General features: G+C 30.5%; 21 protein-coding genes. 7 read left to right on the top strand and 14 right to left on the bottom strand.

Annotation, left to right across the window (positions count from 1 at the left end; genetic code table 11):
• On the top strand, positions 1-341 hold a 341-nt coding region (locus Q0049_RS13845), incomplete at its 5' end, for a type IX secretion system membrane protein PorP/SprF (RefSeq protein ID WP_298120903.1).
• A gap of 38 nt (positions 342-379) precedes the next feature.
• On the opposite strand, the gene Q0049_RS13840 is transcribed toward Q0049_RS13845, so the two are convergent.
• The 10 genes from Q0049_RS13840 to Q0049_RS13795 all read right to left on the bottom strand — a co-directional run bounded on the left by Q0049_RS13840 (position 380) and on the right by Q0049_RS13795 (position 10,139).
• Positions 380-742, bottom strand: coding sequence for a nuclear transport factor 2 family protein (locus Q0049_RS13840; RefSeq protein WP_298120900.1), 363 nt, complete (start codon positions 740-742; stop codon positions 380-382).
• A gap of 13 nt (positions 743-755) precedes the next feature.
• On the bottom strand, positions 756-1,625 hold the full coding sequence (locus tag Q0049_RS13835) for a pseudouridine synthase (protein ID WP_298120897.1): 870 nt from the start codon (positions 1,623-1,625) through the stop codon (positions 756-758).
• Between the two features lie 172 nt (positions 1,626-1,797).
• Entirely contained in the window at positions 1,798-2,577 is a 780-nt protein-coding gene (gene murI, locus Q0049_RS13830) for a glutamate racemase (protein ID WP_298120895.1), read from the bottom strand.
• Positions 2,578-2,643: 66 nt separating this feature from the next.
• A complete protein-coding gene (locus Q0049_RS13825; RefSeq protein ID WP_298120893.1) occupies positions 2,644-3,141 on the bottom strand; it encodes an OmpH family outer membrane protein in 498 nt (165 codons plus the stop codon).
• Between the two features lie 31 nt (positions 3,142-3,172).
• On the bottom strand, positions 3,173-4,231 hold the full coding sequence (locus Q0049_RS13820) for an OmpH family outer membrane protein (RefSeq protein WP_298120892.1): 1,059 nt from the start codon (positions 4,229-4,231) through the stop codon (positions 3,173-3,175).
• 32 nt (positions 4,232-4,263) lie between these two features.
• Positions 4,264-7,065: a POTRA domain-containing protein gene (locus Q0049_RS13815; protein WP_298120889.1), complete on the bottom strand. Its 2,802-nt coding sequence runs from the start codon at positions 7,063-7,065 to the stop codon at positions 4,264-4,266.
• Positions 6,998-7,738 (bottom strand): isoprenyl transferase, encoded by a 741-nt coding sequence (locus tag Q0049_RS13810; protein WP_298120886.1) that lies wholly within the window; start codon positions 7,736-7,738, stop codon positions 6,998-7,000. Before Q0049_RS13810 ends, Q0049_RS13815 begins: the two co-directional genes overlap by 68 nt.
• A 4-nt stretch (positions 7,739-7,742) precedes the next feature.
• Positions 7,743-8,423 carry a DUF6089 family protein gene (locus Q0049_RS13805; RefSeq protein ID WP_298120883.1) on the bottom strand — a complete coding sequence of 227 codons (681 nt, stop codon included), beginning with the start codon at positions 8,421-8,423 and terminating at the stop codon, positions 7,743-7,745.
• A 169-nt stretch (positions 8,424-8,592) separates the two neighbouring features.
• Complete coding sequence (locus Q0049_RS13800; protein ID WP_298120881.1) at positions 8,593-9,477, bottom strand: NAD kinase; 885 nt, start codon at positions 9,475-9,477, stop codon at positions 8,593-8,595.
• A 2-nt stretch (positions 9,478-9,479) separates the two neighbouring features.
• The gene (locus tag Q0049_RS13795; RefSeq protein ID WP_298120880.1) at positions 9,480-10,139 is read right to left on the bottom strand and encodes a CBS domain-containing protein; all 660 of its coding nucleotides are present in this window, start codon (positions 10,137-10,139) and stop codon (positions 9,480-9,482) included.
• 116 nt (positions 10,140-10,255) lie between these two features.
• Between Q0049_RS13795 and Q0049_RS13790 the strand changes: the two genes are divergently transcribed.
• Entirely contained in the window at positions 10,256-10,969 is a 714-nt protein-coding gene (locus Q0049_RS13790; RefSeq protein ID WP_298120877.1) for a pyridoxine 5'-phosphate synthase, read from the top strand.
• 2 nt (positions 10,970-10,971) lie between these two features.
• Positions 10,972-11,733 (top strand): alpha/beta fold hydrolase, encoded by a 762-nt coding sequence (locus Q0049_RS13785; protein ID WP_298120874.1) that lies wholly within the window; start codon positions 10,972-10,974, stop codon positions 11,731-11,733.
• A 50-nt stretch (positions 11,734-11,783) separates the two neighbouring features.
• On the opposite strand, the gene Q0049_RS13780 is transcribed toward Q0049_RS13785, so the two are convergent.
• Complete coding sequence (locus Q0049_RS13780) at positions 11,784-13,121, bottom strand: T9SS type A sorting domain-containing protein (protein ID WP_298120872.1); 1,338 nt, start codon at positions 13,119-13,121, stop codon at positions 11,784-11,786.
• Positions 13,122-13,258: 137 nt separating this feature from the next.
• Here Q0049_RS13780 and Q0049_RS13775 point away from each other — a divergent pair, with 137 nt between their 5' ends.
• The 4 genes from Q0049_RS13775 to clpX all read left to right on the top strand — a co-directional run bounded on the left by Q0049_RS13775 (position 13,259) and on the right by clpX (position 17,146).
• Positions 13,259-13,603 carry a phage holin family protein gene (locus tag Q0049_RS13775; RefSeq protein ID WP_298120870.1) on the top strand — a complete coding sequence of 115 codons (345 nt, stop codon included), beginning with the start codon at positions 13,259-13,261 and terminating at the stop codon, positions 13,601-13,603.
• 90 nt (positions 13,604-13,693) lie between these two features.
• Entirely contained in the window at positions 13,694-15,028 is a 1,335-nt protein-coding gene (gene tig, locus Q0049_RS13770) for a trigger factor (protein WP_298120868.1), read from the top strand.
• Between the two features lie 149 nt (positions 15,029-15,177).
• Positions 15,178-15,834, top strand: coding sequence for an ATP-dependent Clp endopeptidase proteolytic subunit ClpP (gene clpP / locus Q0049_RS13765; RefSeq protein WP_298120865.1), 657 nt, complete (start codon positions 15,178-15,180; stop codon positions 15,832-15,834).
• A 79-nt stretch (positions 15,835-15,913) separates the two neighbouring features.
• A complete protein-coding gene (gene clpX / locus Q0049_RS13760; protein WP_298120862.1) occupies positions 15,914-17,146 on the top strand; it encodes an ATP-dependent Clp protease ATP-binding subunit ClpX in 1,233 nt (410 codons plus the stop codon).
• A gap of 65 nt (positions 17,147-17,211) precedes the next feature.
• Here the strand turns inward: clpX and Q0049_RS13755 are convergent, their stop codons facing one another.
• The 3 genes from Q0049_RS13755 to Q0049_RS13745 form a co-directional block, all read right to left on the bottom strand.
• Complete coding sequence (locus Q0049_RS13755) at positions 17,212-19,401, bottom strand: outer membrane beta-barrel family protein (RefSeq protein WP_298120859.1); 2,190 nt, start codon at positions 19,399-19,401, stop codon at positions 17,212-17,214.
• Between the two features lie 85 nt (positions 19,402-19,486).
• The gene (locus Q0049_RS13750; protein ID WP_298120856.1) at positions 19,487-19,627 is read right to left on the bottom strand and encodes a hypothetical protein; all 141 of its coding nucleotides are present in this window, start codon (positions 19,625-19,627) and stop codon (positions 19,487-19,489) included.
• A gap of 11 nt (positions 19,628-19,638) precedes the next feature.
• Positions 19,639-21,168: a GH3 auxin-responsive promoter family protein gene (locus Q0049_RS13745; protein ID WP_298120854.1), complete on the bottom strand. Its 1,530-nt coding sequence runs from the start codon at positions 21,166-21,168 to the stop codon at positions 19,639-19,641.
• Positions 21,169-21,249 lie beyond the last annotated feature (81 nt).

Here is a 21,249-nt window from a genome sequence, read left to right as displayed (position 1 = left end):
TTATGTTTCAATATATTAGTCAAACAAAAGAATCGTTGATTGATTTAAACGTAAAAGCATACAAAGCATTAGAAACAGGTACACTTTGGGGTGGATTATCGTATAGAAGAAGTTTAGATGGCGCACAGTATGTTGAAGGCAACTCAGTAGCAACACAAAAATTACAATACATTACACCAATACTTGGATTTAACTTCAAGAATTATATGTTGTCTTACACTTATTCACACTTGCTAGGCAATGTAAAGTTTGATGACGGAGGATTTCATCAAATTACACTTGGAATCAACCTGTTCTGTAAACCAGAGAAATACCACTGTAACTGTCCTGCAGTGAACTAATTAGAAAAAAAAGCCCTTCAATTTGAAGGGCTTTTTTTTTATGAGTGATAAACTCTTGATGCTATTATTTTGTTGTCTTTTATTTCTAAAACTTCAGCAACTAACATTTCGTTTTCACCTTCTACAGTTCGAATGTACTCCATGAAAACCCTATCGGAATTTGAAGTTAATGAGGTTACTTTATAGTGTAATGTTGGTAATCTATTAAAAGCATCTTGCCACCATGATTGTAATGCTTCTTTACCAGATATATATCCGTTAGTTTCAGGAAGTTTAACTTTAAGTTTTGGAGAAAAATGCTGAGCTTCATCATCATATAGAGATAATAATTTATCTAAATTATGATTGTTAAATGCTTCAAACCAAGCATGTGCAATTGATAAGTTTTTTTGACTTTGCATGAATAAACTTAAATTAAATGTTTTTTAAATTTATAATTTCTTGTTCTGTAAGTGGTCTCCAATTTCCTCTTGGCAGATTTTTCTTTGTTAATCCAGCAAAAGCAACTCGATCAACTTTAAGAACATTGTATTTAAAATTTTCAAAAATAGCCCTTACAACTTTAACGTTTGGTGTTCTCAGCTTTATGCCGATTTCTGTTTTTGGTTCGTTGTCAATATAGCTTATTTCATCTATAAATAAACGATGATCATCAAGCGTTACACCAGATGCAATTTTTTCTAAATCTTCAAATTTTAAATTTTTATCTAAAGAAACTTGATAGATTTTTGGAGATTTCTGGTTTGGCAAACTGAATTTACGAATAATGTCAGTGTCATTTGTGAATACTAATAAACCAGTAGTATTTTTATCCATCCTACCAATGGGTTGCATTTTTGAATTTGTAGCTCCTTTTATTAATTCAAGAACATTTCTATGGTCACTATCTTCCTCATTTGATGTAGTGAAGTTTTTAGGTTTATTTAGAACAAAATATTCTTTTTTCTCAGGCATTAATGTTGCTCCATCAAAGTTTACAACATCACCTGGTTTTACTTTATAACCCATTTCGGTTACAGGAATTCCGTTAACTTTTACGTTACCCGATTGGATGTAAATATCTGCATCACGACGTGAACACGCTCCTGAATTTGAAATGTACTTATTAAGTCTAATTTCGTCAGATTTTATGGGTTTAGGTACGTTTATTGATTCTTTTTTTACAATAGGTTTTTTATTTTGGGAACGTTTTGCCATAGCAGGTTTTGAGGTAGAAGTTGTTTTTTTTCTATCTGAACTTGGTTTACCTGATGTTGGTCTTTTTTTATTATTGGAATTGTTCATTGCCTTTATTTTTTGCAAATGTACTGATTTTAAGCTAAATTTAGTGCTATGATTTGCTATTTAGCCCTGAATGAGTGTAAATCCTTTAATCTCATTTTTTTGAGATTAAAGATTGAAAGGAATGCAGGAATATGGATGGGTAAAGTGCGCTAGCGATTCGCTTTAAGAAAAACTAAAAATCTTTTTTTTGAACTTTATATTTATTTTTTAATATTTCCGATAAGACTTTGATGTCAGAATTTGTATAGAATATTTGTGTGCTTTTTTCATCAGAATTTCTAAAGCCTACTTTTTCATTTAGAATATTTTTTGTTTGACGTGCAACTGCCTCGCCCGAATCTATGATTTGAATGTTTTTTGGAATAATTTTTTTTATTTGAGGAATCAAATAGGGATAGTGACTACAACCAAGAACGAGATAATCTATATCTTGATCAATCATTGGTTTTAAATATTTTTTTAGTAAATCCTTCATCTCACTAGAATTTATTTTCCCATCTTCGATGAGTTCAACTAAACCAAAACCAATTTGTTCAATGATTTTTATGTCTTGAAATTTTTCTACATTTTTATAAAAAAGCTCACTATTTAAAGTTCCTTTTGTGGCTAAAATTCCAATTTTTTGGGTTTGCGAATTTGTTGCAGCAGGTTTTATTGCAGGTTCGATACCAATAAATGGAATGTCATATTTATGTCGTAATTCTTTAATGGCATTTGTTGTTGCGGTGTTGCAAGCCACTACAATCATTTTACAATTTTGATTGAGAAGAAATTCAGTGTTTTTACAACTTAGATGAATTATTTCTTCTTTTGTTTTTTCTCCATAAGGTGCATTTATGCTGTCTGCAAGGTAAATTGTGCTTTCATTTGGGAGTAGCATGTGAATCTCATTCCAAATGGATGTTCCACCGATGCCCGAATCAAAAAGTCCTATTGGATTATTGTTTGTCATAAAACAAATGTAAAAAAAAACTGCTCAAATTAATGGAGCAGTTTTTAAATATTTTTTAGTTTTTTATTAGAAACCTAAATCTTTTTTAACGTCAGGAGTAATGTCTGTTCCGTCTTTTAATAATAAAGATTCCGCATTTAAAACATATTGAAATCCTTTTGCTTTGCCTACTTTTTCGATTGAAGCTCTTACTTTTTCAGTGATTGGTTTCATGATTTCAACTTCTTTCTTTTGTAAATCTGCTTGAGCAGTTTTTTCAAATTCATTAATTCTTTTAATCATGTCTTGAACTTCAACTTGACGAGTTTGATTTACAGCATCTGTTTGAGTTGCTGCTTCAGCATCATATTTTTTTACTTTAGCTTGATATTCATCAACTAATGCTTTATAGTCTTTATCGTAAGCTTCACCAAGTTTTTTTAATTGATTTTGACCATCTAAAACCGCAGGCATTTTACTCATGATTTCATTAGTGTCAACGTGAGCAATTTTAGTTTGTGCATTTGCTGTTTGTACACTAATTAATGCGATTGCAGCTATTAATAAAGTTTTAATTTGTTTCATTCTTCTAATTATTAATTGTTTTTAATTTATTTTAAGGTTTTTTATTTTCTTCTTCTTTCTTTTTTCTTTCTTCTTCTTTAGCCTTTTTAAGAGCTTCTCTATCAGCAATTGCTTTTGCTTTTTTCTCTTCCAATGCTTTTTTACGCTCTTCGATTAATGCTTTTCTTTCTTCAAGAGTTTTAGTTTTTGCCTCTTCAGCTTTTGCCTTTTTTTCTTCTAATGCTTTTGCTTGTTCAGCTTTTTTCTCTGCTTCTGCAAACTCTTTTTCTGAAGGAATTACGCTTGTACCATCTTTATTCTTTTCTGTTTCTGAACTATTAGCAGAAACTGTGCCATTTTTTTTATTTTCTCTTTCTTCAAGCAATTGTTTTCTTTTGTCTTCGAATGCTTTTTTCTTTTCAGCCGCTAATAATTTTCTATCTTCTAGTGCTTTTTCTCTTGCTGCTTTTTTCTCGTCTAGAACTTTTTGTCTTTCAGAAAGAGTAGGGTTTTGGTCTACCATATCTTGTTTTCTTTCCTCAGCTAATTCTTTTTCGAGTTGTTTTTTTGTCATTTGCTCTCTTTTTTCAGCTCTAGTTAAAGCTCGGACAACTTGATCGCTTATGTTGTGTCGTTTGTCAGCAAATAGCATCGTTAAATCAGAAGATCTATCGAATACAAAATCATATTTTTTAAGTTCAGCTATGTCTTGAACGGCATTGAAAACTTGATCTTGAATAGGTTTTACTAATACTGCTTTTTGTACTACTAAATCGCCGTTTGGTCCAAATCTTTTTTGTTGGTATTCTAACAATTCATTGTCAAGAAAAGCAATTTCTTCTTCGCGTTCTTCAATAAGTTCTTTTGTTAAAAGTACTTTTTCAGATTTTAAAGTTTCTTTAAGTTTTACAATTTCGTTTTTCTTTTCTTCAATTTCTTGTTTCCACTTTTGAGCTTTTTGCTCCAATTGATTTTTAGCTTCAGCATAGTCAGGAACTTTTTCTAGAATATACTCCATATCAATATATCCTATTCTAATTCCTCTGGTTTGTGCAACTGAATTTGCTGTGAATAAAACGGCAATTATCAGTGTTAAAATATATTTTCTCATAACTTGTTGTTTTAGAAATCTAAACAAATATACTAAAATTGTTGTCCAATAATGAAATGTGTTTCCCAACCATTTTTTTGAGTTGATCCAGGAATAGCATCAAATCCATGACCAAAGTCAATACCAAGTAATCCAAATGCTGGCATGAAAACACGCAATCCAAATCCTGCAGATCGTTGCAATTGAAAAGGATTATATTCTCTAAAATTTTTATATGAACCTCCAGCTTCTAAAAATGTTAATGCATAAATTGATGCGGCACTCTTCAAAGTAAGAGGATATCTTAATTCTAATGAAAATTTATTATATAACGGATCACCATCTGATGAAGATAAAGATTGATTTGGATAACCTCTTAATTGAACTACCTCACGTCCATCAAGAGCAAAATTTGCTAATCCATCACCACCAACAAAGAATCTTTCAAAAGGAACGGTTCCGCTATTTACATTATCTAAACTAGTTCCTCTTTCGCTATTATACGAACCTAGAAAACCAAATTCAAACTTAGAACGTAAAACTAATGCCTTTTGTTGTGTTCCTGCAATTTTTGTATACCAATCACCACTGAATTTTACTTTGTAATATTCTAGCCAACTGAATTTCTTTTGGTCTACTTTTGATTGGTTAGTATCGGCATTTACATAATCACTTTCGTCTACTCTGACTAAACCTGTGCTTGTTACTCCATTAATTGGATTAGTAGCAGTTGTTGTTTTAACTAAATCACCATCATTAATGAAAATTCCATCAACTCCAAAGTTTTCGTTTGGATTGTCAGATGCTGTATATCTTTGTTTATACTCTTTTTGATTTTTTAAATCACCATAATCAACATTGTTGAACATTGAATAAGGAGGTGTTAACTTTGCAGTAAAATTAAATTCTGAACCTTTTGTTGGGAAAATTGGATTTACTCCACGATTATCTCTTCTCAATCCAAAGGTGTAGGCAAAATTTCGTGAAGAACCATTTCCAAATGTAAATAATCCTGTGTTATAATTATTTAATTGATAGTACTGAAAACTTAATGCATTTGATAAGTAGAAATAATTATCTGGCACTGTTAATCTTTTTCCTAAACCAACAGAAAGTGATGTAATATTAAAGCTTCTGTTTTTATCAACTCCACCAGTAGAACCATTGTATAAAAATTGTTTACTGTGAGAAAGCGATGTTGAAAAACTTATTGGTTTTTTACCACCAAACCATGGTTCAGAGAATGATAAACTATAAGTTCTATAAAATGAACTTGCTTGTGCACGAAGGGAAACTTTTTGTCCATCTCCCATAGGTAATGGTTTATATGCTTCTTTTTTGAAAATATTTCTTGCCGAGAAATTATTGAATGAAAGCCCAAGAGTTCCAATGAAACCTCCGCCGCCATAACCACCTTGAAGTTCAATTTGACTTGATCCTTTTTCTACTAATTTCCAATCTACATCTACAGTTCCATTAACTGGGTCAGCATTTTTTACATCAGGACTTATTGCCTCAGCATCAAAGAAACCTAATTGACCTAACTCACGAATGGTACTAATAACTTCTTCCTTGTTCCATTTTTCTCCTGGTCTTGTTCTAAGTTCACGATATATTACTCTATCGTTTGTTTTGTCATTTCCTGAAACAGTAACTTTATTAAAGTAGGCAATTGGTCCTTCAACTATTCTTACTTCAAAATTAATGGTATCATTTTCAGTTTTTACTTCTACAGCATTTACATTTGAAAACAAATATCCATTGTTTTGGTATAAGTTTGTAATGTCTTCACCATCAGGTTTTGACTTGTCCGCAATTCTTTTTTCAAGAAGTACACCATTATAGGTATCACCTTTTTGTATTCCTAAAACTCTTGAAAGTGCCTGGTCAGAATAAACAGTATTTCCCAAGAATTTAATTTCTCCAAATCGATATTTATTTCCTTCTTCAACTTTTACATTAATTGCAATTTTATTTTTCTTTTTGTCTAACCAAACAGAATCTGAAACTACCCTAGCATCACGATAACCATTTTCCTTATACTTATCTGCTATAGCAATTAAATCCTCTTTATATTTATCTTTGATGTACTTAGATTTTTTGAAAATTCTAATTGGATTAATTTGTTTTGTATTTTTCATTGCCTTACTTAGTTTCTTGTCAGAAAACTTCGTATTGCCATCAAAATTTATTTTTGTTATTTTTAATTTTTCACCTTTGTCAATATTTACTAACATTTTTACTTGGTTAGCTTCTGTGGTATCAACAATAGTGTTTACAGATACTTTTGTATTAAAATATCCGTCTTTTTTATATTTATTTTCGAAATAATTTTTTGTGTTTGTAATTAAGTTTTCGTTTACAACTTTTCCTTTAGTTAAATCACTTTCTTTTAGTAAATCTTCAACTTTTCCTTTTTTTACTCCATTGATTTTTACATCACTTAGTTTAGGTAACTCGTTGATGTTTAAGTTTAAATAGATACTATCGCCTTTAATTTCATTAACATAAAAGTCAATTTCACTAAAAAGACCAAGCTTTCCTAATTTTTTAATTGCATTACTAATATTGTCACCAGGAACAATGATTTGTTGCCCTTTTTCAAGACCTGCAAAAGTGATTATGGTTTGTTTGTTGAAAGTTATTTTTCCTGTTACATCAACATCTGCTAGAATATATTTTTTTCCTTGGTCAAAAGGAATTCTATCTTGGGCTTGTAGTGAGGTAAGGTTTCCTAATAAAAAAATGAAAAGGAAGGTACCTAAAAATTTATTTGACACTAATATATTATTTAATTTGTTCACTTGTTTTTCCAAATCTGCGTTCTCTTTTCTGATAGCTAATAATGGCTTCATATAAATCATTTTCTTTAAAATCTGGCCATAACACATCCGTAAAATAAAGTTCAGCATAGGCAATTTGCCATAGTAAAAAATTACTTATTCTGTGTTCGCCGCTTGTTCTGATTAATAAATCTACATCGGGTAAATTGTGCGTGTAAAGATGCTGATTTATAATTGATTCATCAATAGTATCTATCGAAATTATATTATTTTTAACTTTATCACTAATGTTTTTAACAACATTTAATAACTCTTCTCTTGAACCATAGCTTAGCGCAAGTGTTAAAGTCATTCGGTTGTTGTTTTTGGTACTTTCAATTACTTCGTTCAATTCTTTTTGAATAGATGAAGGTAGTTTGTCTAAATTTCCAATAGAATTTAATCGGATATTATTTTCTTGCAATGTTTTTAATTCACTTTTTAATGAATGAACTAAAAGTTTCATTAAAGTATCAACTTCTATTTTTGGGCGATTCCAATTTTCTGTTGAAAATGCGTAAAGGGTTAAGTTTTTTATGCCAAGCTTTGCACATTCTTCAACCGTTATTCTAACAGATTTAGTGCCGTTTTCATGACCAAAAGCTCTCAAAAAACCTTTTTGTTTTGCCCAACGACCATTACCGTCCATGATAATGGCAAGGTGTTTAGGTAAATTAGTTTTATCAATTGATTCTAGTAAGCTCATAGTTTTAATCTGCGCAATAACATGGTTTTTCACCAAATGTGTAAGTTAAGGTAAGTCCTGAAAAAACATACCAATCATTACTATTTAAATTTCCAAATCTGAAAGATTCAAGATTTTCATTTTTTGGATTACTTCCGTCTAAATTATCGGTAAGCGTATATCTCACACCAACTTCAGCACCTAAAATTAAATTTCTAGTGATATTTGATTTTACACCTACTATCATTGGAATTGCAAATGTGCTGTCACCATAATCCTTTTTTGTATCTCCTCCAGCTATGAATAATTCATTGTAAACAAAATAACTTACACCAGTGTAAACATAAGGAGTCATTTTTCGCTCCATTTGATGTAAATTAAAATCAAAAAAATTAAATTCTAATCCTGCAGAAAATTCAGTTATACTATTTTCAAATTTGTAACCTCTTTGTTTTCTGCCAGAAACACCTGATTTTGCATCGTCTCCAGACAGATTTGCTTGCGTCAATGAAAATCGCCATGCGTGTCTTGGGCTTCTGTTCCATTTGTATATCAAACCAAAAGCTATTTCATTTGGATTGATATAATTAGTTTTTCCAATATCACCAATGTAGTTGCTTCCTCCAAGAAAACCACCAATTTCGTGAATTTGAGCATTTAAATTCGTTATTCCGAAAACAAATAAAATTAAAAAAAATCTTTTCATTAATTGAAAAATAGCGTGCAAATATAACAATTATCGCTACTAATAAAACATGATATTAGTATTTATAATAATTAAATTTTAACAGTGTTAAACTTAAAAAATAAAATTCATTTGTATATGAACAATATTCAAACGAAAAACTAAAGAAAGTAGTATAATTATTTTTTAATTAATTTCTTTTATCTTCACCCCAAAGTAGTTTATTTCGTAAGGTTTTTAAGAAAGTTTCTTCTGGAATTTCAACCATATTAATTTGAAAAGGTGTTTTTTTAATAGTTAATTCCGAGTTATTATTTAAAGTTGCAATTCGAGAATCTAATGAAACTAAATACTGTTCTTCACGTCCTGAAACTTTTAATTTAATTTCTGTATCATCAGGAATGACTAAAGGTCGGGCATTTAAATTGTGTGGCGCAATTGGAGTTATAACTAATCCTTTAACATAAGGAGTTAAAATTGGTCCACCACAACTTAATGAATATCCTGTTGAACCTGTTGGTGTTGAAATAATTAATCCGTCAGCCCAATACGAATTCAAATATTCTCCATTTAAAAAAGTTTCAATTGTAATCATTGAAGTGGTATCTTTTCTACTAACTGTCACTTCGTTCATTGCAAAATTCAATTCATTTATTTCATCATTTTCAGGAGAAGACTCTAAACTTAAAAGTGTTCTTTGTGAAATAGTATATTTTTTTTCGATGACAATTTGTAAAAATGCTTCAATGTTTTCTTTTTGAACTTTTGCTAAAAAACCCAATCTTCCAGCATTGATTCCAATTATTGGTATGCCCGAATTTCTTACATAAGTTGCCGCTCTTAAAATTGTTCCATCGCCACCAATACTAACTAAAATATCAAAACTTGAATCTAAACATTTATGAGATGAAAAGGTTTTATACTCTTTTTTTACAATTTCTTGTTCATAAAGTATTTTTAAAAATCGTTCTTCAATATACATTTCGACATTGTTAGCGTTGAAGAACACAAAAATATCTCTAATAATTGGTCTAGTATCGTTTTGATAATATTGTCCGAAGATGGCAACTTTCATTTTTAGATATTTAAGTATTTGTCTAAATATTCTGAACGTTCTTTTAAATTATTCAAGTAATTGTCTTCATGATGTTCTGAAATAATTTCATAATTATAACGTCTAAAGGTTTGAATAATTTCATTCATTGATCCAAGCGCAATTTTTATCGTTATTTGGACTTTTGCCGCATCTGCTTCAGAAACAAAAAGTCCTAAAAGTTTTCCATTATTACTCTCAACAATTTGTGCAACTTGGCTCATAGAATAATCAACAATACTTTTTTCAATCACGATGATTCCACCTTGTTCCTTTAAAAACGGTGTTTCATGAAAAAATTTCACAATGTCTTCTAATTCATAATATCCTGAATAGTTATTTTCCTCGTCTAAAACAGGAACAATGTTGGTATGATTTTTTGCGAAAACCTCTAAAACATCAAGCCAAATCATGTTTTTTCTAGCAAAAAAACCTTCTAAAGTATATTTGTAATCAATTACTTTTTTATCAGAATCAAAAGTGTCCACATCATCAGCAGAAATGCAACCAATGTATATTCCTTCTTCAACTATTGAAAAGTGAGAATAGGGAACTTCAGCAAAAAAATCTTGAACTTCCGCAATGGTTTCTTGGCTATTGATGGCTTTGTAATCGTTGTTTATGTAGTCGTTAATTTCTGTCATAATATAAAATAGCAATTATTTGTTGCAAAATAATCAAATTTTAGAACATAAAACCTTATTTTAACTTTGTATTTTTGTAATCTCTATTTCAAAAACGAAATTAATATTAATTTTCAATGACAAAGTTAAGCGTAAATATCAATAAAATTGCCACTTTAAGAAATGCTCGCGGTGGAAATGTTCCAAATTTGTTGCAAGTTGCTTGTGATATTCAAAAATTTGGAGCACATGGCATAACAATTCATCCTCGACCAGATGAGCGTCATATTCGTTATCAAGATGCTCGCGATTTAAAATCAATTGTTTACACAGAATATAATATTGAAGGAAATCCACAACACAATTTTATAGATTTGGTTTTAGAATGTAAACCAACACAGGTAACTTTAGTTCCAGATGCTATTGGAGCAATTACATCGTCTGCAGGTTGGGATACTATAAAACATCAATCCTATTTAACAGAAGTTATTCAAGAGTTTCAGCGCAATGGAATTAGAACTTCAATTTTTGTTGACCCAGTTCTTGAAATGGTCGAAGGAGCAAAAGCAACAGGAACGGACAGAATTGAACTTTACACGGAAGAGTTTGCACATCAATATGATTTAGGAAATTTAAATGGAATAGAATCTTACACGAAAGCAGCTATTCTTGCAAATGAATTAGGTTTAGGGATCAATGCTGGTCATGATTTGAGTTTAGATAATGTTAAGTTTTTCAAAGAAAATATTCCGGGTTTAATGGAAGTTTCTATTGGTCATGCCTTAATTTCAGAAGCATTATATCTTGGTTTGGATAATGTTGTCAATATGTATTTGCAAAAATTGAAGTAATTATGTTGTATTCAAGAATTGAAGGAGAAGGAAAACCGTTGTTGATTATTCACGGATTTTTAGGAATGTCAGATAATTGGAAATCACTTGGCTCACAATATGTTTTAGAAGGCTTTCAAGTTCATATTTTAGATTTAAGAAATCACGGAAGAAGTTTTCATTCGGATGATTTTAGTTATGAAATAATGACACAAGATGTATTTGAATATTGTCAAAATCATAATTTAAATCAAGTTTCAATTATTGGACATTCAATGGGTGGAAAAGTTGCTATGCTTTTTGCAACAAAATATCCTACAATGGTAGAAAAATTAATTGTTGCTGATATTGGTCCAAAATATTATGCACCACATCATCAAGATATTTTAGCAGGATTAAATGCAGTTGATTTTTCAACAAAACCCGATAGAGCAGAAGTTGAAGAATTACTTTTTCCTTACATTCCTGATTTTGGCACTAGACAATTTTTAATGAAAAATTTATATTGGAAAGAACCAGGTCAGCTTGATTTTAGGTTTAATCTTAAAGTCTTCAATGAAAAGATAAGCGAAATTGGCACAAAACTACCAGATGATGCTAAATTTGAGAATCCAACATTGTTTATCCGTGGAGGAAATTCTAATTATATTTTAGATAATGATTTGCCGCAAATTGAAAATCATTTTCCAAATTATAAGTTGGCAACAATTCCTAATGTTGGACATTGGCTTCATGCCGAAAATCCTAAAATGTTTTTTGAAGAAACATTAAGTTTTTTAAAATAAAAAAGTCCGTTTCAAACTTGAAACGGACTTTTTGTTTTGCTTAAAAGTTATTAATTTTTAATAAATTTTTTAACTGATTTTCCTTCGTCTGAAGTTATATTCATTAAATACACACCAGAATTTAAATCGGAAATATTAATTTCAACTTCATTTAAATTTTCAACTTTTAATGTTTTTACAGTTCTTCCATTTAAATCTGTAATGGTAACATCTGTTAAAAGTACGTTGTCATTATTAGAAACTGTGATGAAATCTTTAGCAGGATTTGGGTAGGATACAAATTTATTTTGGTTGAAATTAGTGTTTGATAAAGTATTATTAAATTTAAAAGCACCACCAGTAGTTGCAGTTGCAAAGCCACCACCAAAACCTACTGTTTCGCTAAAAAATTTCAAGCAAGTATGAGAAAGTGCATCGATATTTGTCCACGTTACGCCATTGTCTAAACTGTATGACGAGCCAAAATTACCTGTTGTTGAACCGCCAGTAACTAACATTCCTGTTCCAGCAAAATCAATCGATCCGTGAAAAATTCCTGTTCCAGGAGTTACAGTTGTCCATACTGAACCTCCATTTGTTGTTTTATATAAAACTAAACCTGTATAAGTTGTTCCGCTAAAAGTTTCTTTTAAAATAAAACCGTTTAAATCGTTTGCAAAAGCAAATTCTGCTACTGAACTTGTGTCTGTTCCTCCACCAAAATCAGTAATTGGAGTGGTAATTTTTGTCCAATTTAAACCTTTGTTTACAGATTTCATTAATTCTCCATTGTCAGTTCCAAACCAAATAGTGTTTCCTTTAACATAATATTTACCAGTGTAACCATAATCACCAGTTGAAGCACTAAACCCTAAAGCATTTGTTCGAGTCCAATTGGTTCCGCCATTAGTTGTTGTGTAAACTTCCCAATATCCACCTTGTTTATCACCCATACAAACACCATTATTTGCATCCCAAAAATGAACAAAATTCACAAAAGATGTTGATCCAAACGCTGCTGTTGTCTGTTTTGTCCATGTTGTTCCTCCATTTGTTGTTTTGTAAATTCCTTGAGCAGTAATAGGAGTAGAAGTTGCATTTGGATAAACTGCAACCCATGCCGTATTGGCATCAATTGCACTAATATTTGCTATTGCCATAGTGGTGTTACCAATATTTATTGAACCTGAAGTCCAAGTAGCTCCGCCATTTGTGGTTTTAGAAAATGTTTGATGATTTGTTGTTGTTGTTGGTTGAACTAAAGTCCAAATCGTATTTGCATCAACAATAGAAATGTCTCCTGTGTATGAACCACTTACTGGGTAAGAGGTAAATTGTTCTGTCCATGATACTTGACTAAAAGAAGTCCAAGATAGTAGAACGATAAATAAAAGTAATAGTTTTTTCATAAGTGTTTTTTTATTTGATTAATACTTACAAATATAAATGTTTTTTCATAGAGATTTTGTTAATTTTATTAATTATTTATAATGTACAAATAGTGGTATGTTTTTTGTAATTTTATAATTCTAAAAATAAAAAAAATATGAATTTACTTTTAAGAATACTTATAACATCCTCACTTGTAATGATACTGTCATATGTCATGAAAGGTGTTCATGTTGATGAATTTACTACAGCACTAACGGTTGCTATTGTCCTTGGGTTGCTTAATTTTTTTGTAAAACCTATATTGTTATTGTTTACCTTTCCATTGACAATTCTAACTTTAGGACTTTTTTATTTTGTAGTTAATGCCATAATAATTTTATTATGTGATTATTTTGTAGATGGTTTTGATGTAAATGGTTTTTGGAATGCTTTGCTTTTTAGTATTGTTTTATCACTTTCACAATCATTAGTTTATAAACTTACAGAGGACAAGAAATAATACTTTTAAAATCAATAAAATAAAATTGGTTGGGTTGTAGAAATGTTATAATTTTGCAACCCAATTTTAGTATGTATAAAACACGAAGAAATGAATATTACAAGAAATAATGTAGATGCATTAAATGCTGTAGTAACTGTAGAGGTTTCTAAAGCTGATTATGCTCCAAAAGTAGAAAAAGTATTAGCTGATTATCGTAAAAACGCTGCAATTCCTGGCTTCAGAAAAGGTGCAGTGCCAATGAGCTTAATCCAAAAACAATATGGAAAAGCAGTTTTATTGGAAGAGGTAAATAAAGTTTTACAAGAAAATTTAAACAGATATTTACAAGAAGAAAAATTAGATATTTTAGGAAATCCACTTCCTGTTGTAACAGATAGTTTCAACTGGGATGCTGAAGATTTCAAATTTGATTTCGAATTAGGATTAGCGCCAACATTTTCTGTTGATTTAGCGGCTAAAAATGATGTGGTTCAATACAAAATCATTGCAGACGACACTATGTTGAATGCTCAAGTGGCTAGAATTCAAAAACAATACGGTAAAATTGTTTCAACTGATGTTGTTGCTGAAGGGAATGATGTTTCTGGTATTTTTGCAAATGAAGAAAAAGGCATCAATAACAGAACGACACTTGATTTAGAATTGTTTGCTGATAAAAAAACGGCTAAAGCATTCATAGGTAAAAAAGTGGGTGATGTTGTAACTCTAAAAACTAAAGGTCTTTTCAATGATGATCATAAACTAATGGATGTTCTTGCTATTGGTCATGATGATGTTCATGGTTTAGACATTGAAGTTACTTTTACAATTGATGAAGTTGTAGCAAGCGAACCAGCAGAATTAAATCAAGAATTATTTGATAAATTATTTGGACCTGGAGTTGTAAATTCATTAGAAGAGTTGAAAGCTAAAATCAAAGAAGATGCTGAACAACAATTTGAACAACAAGCCAATCAAAAATTTTTAAACGACGTTACAGAATCATTAATTGCTAATACAAAATTTGATTTGCCTGCGGCGTTTTTGAAAAAATGGATTCAAACAGCGGGTGAAAATCCTTTATCAGCTGAACAAGCTGAAGAAGAATATGCAAAATCTGAAAATGGTTTGCGTTACCAATTAATCGAAGGAAAAGTAATGGCAGATAATAATCTTCAAATTACTTTTGAAGAATTAAAAGATTTTACTTCAGGTTTAATCAAAAAACAGATGGCGCAATTTGGTCAAATGAATCCTACTGACGAAGATGTTCAAGGAATTGTGGCGCGAGTTATGGGTAATCAAGAGGAAGTAAAACGCCTTTCTGAACAAGTAATGAGTGAAAAAATGCTTAACCTATATAAAGAAAAAGTAAAAGCAAAAACTAAAGAGGTTAACTACGAAGAGTTCATCAAAGCAATGTATGGTGAATTAAACCACTAATTGTAAAAGATAATTTAGTATATTTGAGCGTCAAAGTCATTAGATTTTGGCGCTTTTATATTTTCAGACAGTTTGTCACTTAAAATAAAAGGTACGACATTTGCAATAGGTTTAAAACTTACATTAAATAACATATTAACAGTAATAAAATGAACTACGGAAAAGAATTTAAAAAATTCGCTACTAAGCATCATGGAGTAAATAGCTTGTACTACGATAAAATGGTAGCAAGTTTAACACCATATATTATTGAAGAACGCCAATTAAATATCTCTCAATTAGATGTTTTCTCCCGACTAATGATGGATAGAATTATTTTTATGGGAACAGGTGTTGACGATTATATGGCAAATATTATTCAAGCTCAATTGTTGTTTTTAGAATCAGTTGATGCTTCTAAAGACATTCAAATTTATATCAATTCTCCAGGTGGAAGTGTTTATGCAGGTTTAGGAATTTATGATACTATGCAATACATTAAACCTGATGTAGCAACAATTTGTACAGGAATGGCAGCTTCAATGGGTGCTGTTTTGCTTTGTGCTGGAGCTGCGGGAAAACGTTCAGCTTTACCACACTCAAGAGTAATGATTCACCAACCATCAGGAGGAGCACAAGGTGTTGCAACTGATATGGAAATCAACTTGAAAGAAATGTTGAAATTAAAAAACGAATTGTATGAAATAATTTCAAACCATTCAGGACAAACTTTCGAAAAAGTTCACAAAGACTCTGAGCGTGATTATTGGATGATTGCTGACGAAGCAAAAGAATACGGAATGATTGATGAAGTTTTAAGAAGATAATAAAGATCGAAGTTAGTAGTTGGATGTTGGGAGTTTTCTCATCTTCCAACTTCTAACTACCATCTTCCAACTCAAAAAAATGGCAAAAGAAAAATTAGAATGTTCCTTCTGCGGAAGAAAAAAACCGGAAACCAATTTATTGATTGCCGGAATTGACGCACACATTTGTGACCGTTGTATCGAACAAGCACATGGAATTATTTTAGAAGAATTAAAAACCAGTTCCAATGCAAAAGTGGCTAACGATTTAGTTTTGCGTAAGCCAAAAGAAATTAGAGCGTTTCTTGACGAATATGTAATTGGTCAAGAGCAAACAAAAAAGGTAATGTCAGTTGCAGTTTACAATCATTATAAAAGATTAATGCAGCAACAAGTAGCAGAAGATGTTGAAATTGAAAAATCAAACATCATTATGGTAGGACAAACAGGAACAGGTAAAACATTAGTTGCAAAAACGATTGCTCGTATGTTAGACGTTCCTTTAGCCATTGTTGATGCTACTGTTTTAACTGAAGCAGGTTATGTTGGTGAAGATGTAGAAAGTATTTTAACACGTTTACTTCAAGCCGCAGATTATGATGTTACTAAAGCAGAAAGAGGAATCGTTTTCATTGATGAAATTGATAAAGTTGCTCGTAAAAGCGATAATCCATCAATAACTCGTGATGTGTCTGGTGAAGGTGTACAACAAGCATTGTTGAAATTATTAGAAGGAACGGTTGTAAATGTTCCACCAAAAGGAGGAAGAAAACATCCTGACCAAAAATTTGTTGAGGTAAACACTCAAAATATATTGTTCATCGCTGGTGGAGCTTTTGACGGAATTGAAAGAATCATTTCTAAACGTTTAAACAGAACTGCTGTTGGATATTCAACTTCTAAAAATGTTGATAATATTGACAAAGACAATTTGTTGCAATATATTATCCCAAAAGACATTAAAGATTTTGGTTTGATTCCTGAAATTATTGGTCGTTTGCCTGTGTTAACTCACATGGATCCTTTAGATAAAGAAACATTGCGTTCTATTTTAACCGAACCAAAAAATGCTTTGATAAAACAATATGAAAAGTTATTTGCCATGGATGATGTAAAATTCACCATCACAAATGAAGCTTTAGACTATATTGTTGAAAAGGCATTAGAATATAAGCTAGGTGCACGTGGATTACGTTCTTTGTGCGAAGCAATCTTAACCGATGCGATGTATGAACTTCCAAGCTCAGATGATAAATCTTTAGAAATTGACAAAGAATATGCTGAGCATACTTTAAATAAAAATTTATTGAAACGATTAGAAATTGCTTCATAAGTATAAATCAAAAACCCGATTCTGAAATTTCAAAATCGGGTTTTATTTTACAACTAATCTCTAAATTACTTCATTAATCCTCCGCCACTTTTTACTTTTTCTGTTTGGATGTCAGTATTTTCTTTTTCAAGTTTTAAGTTTCCAAAGTTATAGGTCAATGAAATTCTAAAAGTTCTTGTATCGTTTTTTTCATAAAATTTGGTTTGCAAGTTTGTCGATGAAACTAAAGCATTAACTTCATTTTGATTAAATAAATCGAAAGCATGAACTCCAACTTTTAATTTTTTATTCATAAAATCTTTGTTCAATGAAATATCAAATTGTTGAATTGGTTTTGTAATTTTATAAATTTCCCAAACACCATTTGCTGGTAAAATAAAATAAGTCATTGTACTTTTAACGTCCCAAGGCATCATGATTTGCGCTTGTGCAGCATAGTTCCAAACAGGATTTGATTTGAATGAAAAATCATATCCTTCAGTTAAATTTTTAATATAATTGATGTTTAAAAAGACATAGTTCATTTTGTCAATATTTCCCATTCTTTTTTTGAATTCTTCTTTTCCTTTAAGGAAATAATCTAAAGGAATTGGAAAATTGGCATAAATACTCATTGTTTTAAATTTATCAAACTGCTGAAAAGTTTGTGTACTAACTAATTCACCTGGTTCAGCGTTGAAAATAAATAAGTTGTGGTCTTTCGAAACGGTATAATTTGTTCCTAATTGGATGAAATCCATTGCTGTAATTTTGAATTCATAATTATCAAAAAATGAAGGATTCAATAGTAAATTTCCAGTTGAAGAATTATATTGGTCAAAATTCGAACCATTTGGATCTAAAACACTATAACTTGGTTGAGCAATTTTTCTAGAATAAGATGCACTAACATTTACATTATCTGTCAATTCATATAACGCACTAACATTTGGAAATAAATTTGAATTATTGAAATTAATGTCAGTACTCACATCGTCAACTATTCCGGTTCTATCAACATTAAAATTCTCATATCGTAAGCCTGCTGTTAGGTTAAGTTTTTTGATTTTCTTCCTTGCTTCTGCATAAAATGCTAAATTGGTTTCAGTATAATCAAAATCAATAATATCCGTTGATGGTGAATTTAAATTATATTTCCCAGTATTATTTACCTTAATTGTATTGAATTTTCCACCTGTATTCAAAGAAAATTTGAGCTTTTCAAAAGGAATAGTAAAATCATATTTTAAATAATAATTTAACAACCCAAAATCACTTGAAAAGTTATTATAACTTGGAGTAGTTCCTTCAAGTGCATTTGTTTTAGAATTTGGATTTCTATTAAAAACATTTGTAAAAGCCACAATATCAAGTGTTCTGCCTATTGTGTCTAACTTTGTTTTATATTGTAAACTTAATTCGTGATTATTCCCTTTAGTTTTTGTCGTTCCAGTGTTCAAATAATCTGAAATATCTGAACCAGTTGTTTTTGCGTCAAATACATCTCTGTCGTTTGAAAAGTTTGTATTATAATTAAATAACAAATTTGATTTTGAACTTAATCTATAATTAGTTCCTAATCTAAAATATAAATTTCTGTTGGTTGTAACTGTCAATCGGTTTTGATCAATATATTTGTCAACAGCGAAAGAGGTAAATGTTTGTCCATTTTTTGATTTATTTTCTCTGTCAATATAATTGTAACCTAACATGGTTTGCCAACTCAAATTCTTTTCTTTTCCGTTTAACAGAATTTGAGGACTTGGTTTTTGATATTTGTTAAAATTGTAATTCATGTTGAATGAGGCATTTATACCTTTCAAGCGTTTTGAACTTGTAACAATATTAATAACAGAACCACTTGCATTGGCATCAAAAGAAGCTCCGGGATTATAAATTAATTCAGCTTTTTCAATAGCACTTCCAGGAAGTGATGATAAATAATTCTCTAAATCGTTACCGCTTAAAGTACTTGGCGCGCCATCAATATAAATAGTTACACCTTTTCCATTTAATGATAAACCGCCAGTTGGTGAGGCAATTACTCCAGGAAGTTTTTTTACAGCATCGTAAGCATTTCCAGTTCCAAGCATCGGATTGTCTTTGATGGCAACCGTAGTTTTATCAGATTCAACTTTGATGAATTTTTTTTGAATTTTAACAGTAACTTCTTCAATAGTAGTTACTTTTTTTACCGTATCGTTTTCGGTTTTTGTTTCTTGAGCTGACATAACAGAAGTTATAAGAAACATTGCAGATAGAAGTAATGATTTCATTTTGATTAATTTGATTGATGATTTCTAATAAGACTTTAATCATCAAAAAATGTTACATCAATAATGTAAATATTTACTTTAAATTTTAAGAATTAACTTTCGTCGAAATAGTTACTTCTTTTTTAACTGAAGTTTCTACACAACGTTTTCCGTAACATTTCATTCTTTTTGGTCCACAAGAAATTATAGACAAGACAAGAAAAAATAGGATGGCGGTTTTTTTCATGGGTTAATTTTTCATTTTGAATTCACAACTGTCTGCATCCCAATCAACTGTTCCAAATAATCACGTTCGTTAGACAATCTAGGTATTTTGTGTTGTCCACCTAATTTATCTTGCTCTTTTAACCAATCATAAAATAAATTTTCACGAGCAACATTTATTTTCAATTGGTTTAATGTCATGTTATTGTAGCGTTTGGCTTCATAATCGGAATTAACCGTTTGCAAAGTTTCGTCCAATACTTTTTGAAATTGAGCCATATCTTCAGGATGTTTTTTAAATTCAATCATCCATTCGTGCGCACCTTTTTCTTTTCCTTTCATGAAAATAGGAGCAACGGTATAATCGATAACTTCACAATGTAATTCCGAACACGTTTTGGCAATAGCTTGATCGGTATTTTCAACCATCAACTCTTCACCAAAAACATTAATATGATGTTTCGTTCTTCCAGAAACTCTAATTCTGTAAGGTTTTAAAGAAGTAAATCTTACCGTATCGCCAATCATATAACGCCATAATCCTGAATTAGTTGTGATTACAATAGCATAATTTTTAAACAGTTCAACATCAGCTAAACGAACAATACGTTGGTTAGGTGTTCCAAAAGTATCCATCGGAATGAATTCGTAAAAAATACCATAATCCAACATCAACAATAAATCATTCGAATAATTCAAATCCTGAATAGCAAAAAATCCTTCGGAAGCATTATAAATTTCATAAAATTTAAAATCACTATTCGGAATAATCTTTTGATATTGCTCACGATAAGGTTCAAAATTAACGCCACCATGGAAATATACTTCCAAACTTGGCCACAATTCCATCAAATTAGAATTGTTGGTTTCTGTCAAAATTCGATTCAATAAAACTAACATCCATGATGGAACACCAGCAAAACTAGTTACGTTTTCTTTTTTAGTTTCGTTAATAATGGCAGTTAATTTAGATTCCCATTCGCTCATTAATGAAACTTTATTGCTTGGCGTACTACTGAATTCGGCCCACATTGGCATATTCTCTATCAATATTGCTGATAAATCTCCAAAAGAAGTATTGTTGTTTTCATATATCTGTGAACTACCACCAAGACGCAAACTTTTACCCAGAAACATCTCTGAATTTTCGTTATTGTTCAAATACATACACAACAAATCTTTACTGCCTTTGTAGTGACAATCTTCTAAAGCTTCATTACTTACTGGAATAAATTTACTTTTTGCATTAGTCGTACCGCTCGATTTTGCAAACCATTTTATAGGTGTGTTCCAAAAAACGTTTTGTGCACCTTTCCGAGTGAGTTCAATCATTGGCTCTAATTCTTCGTAGGTAGAAACAGGAACTCTTTCTGTAAATGTTTTGTAATTTCTTATCGATTCAAAATCGTATTTTTTTCCGATAACTGTTTCTTCACAATTGCGAATCAAATTCATAAGTAACTCATCCTGAACTTCATTAGGGTATTTAAGAAACAACTCAATCTGATGAATGCGCTGCTTCAAAACCCAAGATGCGATAGAATTAATTATAGGAAAAGGCATGATTTTGAATTAAGAATTATGAATTTAAAATTGATTTAAAATTATTTAACCACTATGGTATTATGTTTGTTTTACCATTTA

This window comes from Flavobacterium sp., assembly GCF_027484205.1.
In the GTDB taxonomy this organism is placed as follows: domain Bacteria; phylum Bacteroidota; class Bacteroidia; order Flavobacteriales; family Flavobacteriaceae; genus Flavobacterium.
This window is presented reverse-complemented; position numbering and strand designations above follow the sequence as displayed.

What these genes read in the sequence shown, in the direction of transcription:
- Q0049_RS13840 (WP_298120900.1), bottom strand. Translation starts at nt 742, where the DNA reads ATGCAAAGTCAAAAAAACTTATCAATTGCACATGCTTGGTTTGAAGCA.
- Q0049_RS13835 (WP_298120897.1), bottom strand. Translation starts at nt 1,625, where the DNA reads ATGAACAATTCCAATAATAAAAAAAGACCAACATCAGGTAAACCAAGT.
- murI (WP_298120895.1), bottom strand. Translation starts at nt 2,577, where the DNA reads ATGACAAACAATAATCCAATAGGACTTTTTGATTCGGGCATCGGTGGA.
- Q0049_RS13825 (WP_298120893.1), bottom strand. Translation starts at nt 3,141, where the DNA reads ATGAAACAAATTAAAACTTTATTAATAGCTGCAATCGCATTAATTAGT.
- Q0049_RS13820 (WP_298120892.1), bottom strand. Translation starts at nt 4,231, where the DNA reads ATGAGAAAATATATTTTAACACTGATAATTGCCGTTTTATTCACAGCA.
- Q0049_RS13815 (WP_298120889.1), bottom strand. Translation starts at nt 7,065, where the DNA reads ATGAAGCCATTATTAGCTATCAGAAAAGAGAACGCAGATTTGGAAAAA.
- Q0049_RS13810 (WP_298120886.1), bottom strand. Translation starts at nt 7,738, where the DNA reads ATGAGCTTACTAGAATCAATTGATAAAACTAATTTACCTAAACACCTT.
- Q0049_RS13805 (WP_298120883.1), bottom strand. Translation starts at nt 8,423, where the DNA reads ATGAAAAGATTTTTTTTAATTTTATTTGTTTTCGGAATAACGAATTTA.
- Q0049_RS13800 (WP_298120881.1), bottom strand. Translation starts at nt 9,477, where the DNA reads ATGAAAGTTGCCATCTTCGGACAATATTATCAAAACGATACTAGACCA.
- Q0049_RS13795 (WP_298120880.1), bottom strand. Translation starts at nt 10,139, where the DNA reads ATGACAGAAATTAACGACTACATAAACAACGATTACAAAGCCATCAAT.
- Q0049_RS13790 (WP_298120877.1), top strand. Translation starts at nt 10,256, where the DNA reads ATGACAAAGTTAAGCGTAAATATCAATAAAATTGCCACTTTAAGAAAT.
- Q0049_RS13785 (WP_298120874.1), top strand. Translation starts at nt 10,972, where the DNA reads ATGTTGTATTCAAGAATTGAAGGAGAAGGAAAACCGTTGTTGATTATT.
- Q0049_RS13780 (WP_298120872.1), bottom strand. Translation starts at nt 13,121, where the DNA reads ATGAAAAAACTATTACTTTTATTTATCGTTCTACTATCTTGGACTTCT.
- Q0049_RS13775 (WP_298120870.1), top strand. Translation starts at nt 13,259, where the DNA reads ATGAATTTACTTTTAAGAATACTTATAACATCCTCACTTGTAATGATA.
- tig (WP_298120868.1), top strand. Translation starts at nt 13,694, where the DNA reads ATGAATATTACAAGAAATAATGTAGATGCATTAAATGCTGTAGTAACT.
- clpP (WP_298120865.1), top strand. Translation starts at nt 15,178, where the DNA reads ATGAACTACGGAAAAGAATTTAAAAAATTCGCTACTAAGCATCATGGA.
- clpX (WP_298120862.1), top strand. Translation starts at nt 15,914, where the DNA reads ATGGCAAAAGAAAAATTAGAATGTTCCTTCTGCGGAAGAAAAAAACCG.
- Q0049_RS13755 (WP_298120859.1), bottom strand. Translation starts at nt 19,401, where the DNA reads ATGAAATCATTACTTCTATCTGCAATGTTTCTTATAACTTCTGTTATG.
- Q0049_RS13750 (WP_298120856.1), bottom strand. Translation starts at nt 19,627, where the DNA reads ATGAAAAAAACCGCCATCCTATTTTTTCTTGTCTTGTCTATAATTTCT.
- Q0049_RS13745 (WP_298120854.1), bottom strand. Translation starts at nt 21,168, where the DNA reads ATGCCTTTTCCTATAATTAATTCTATCGCATCTTGGGTTTTGAAGCAG.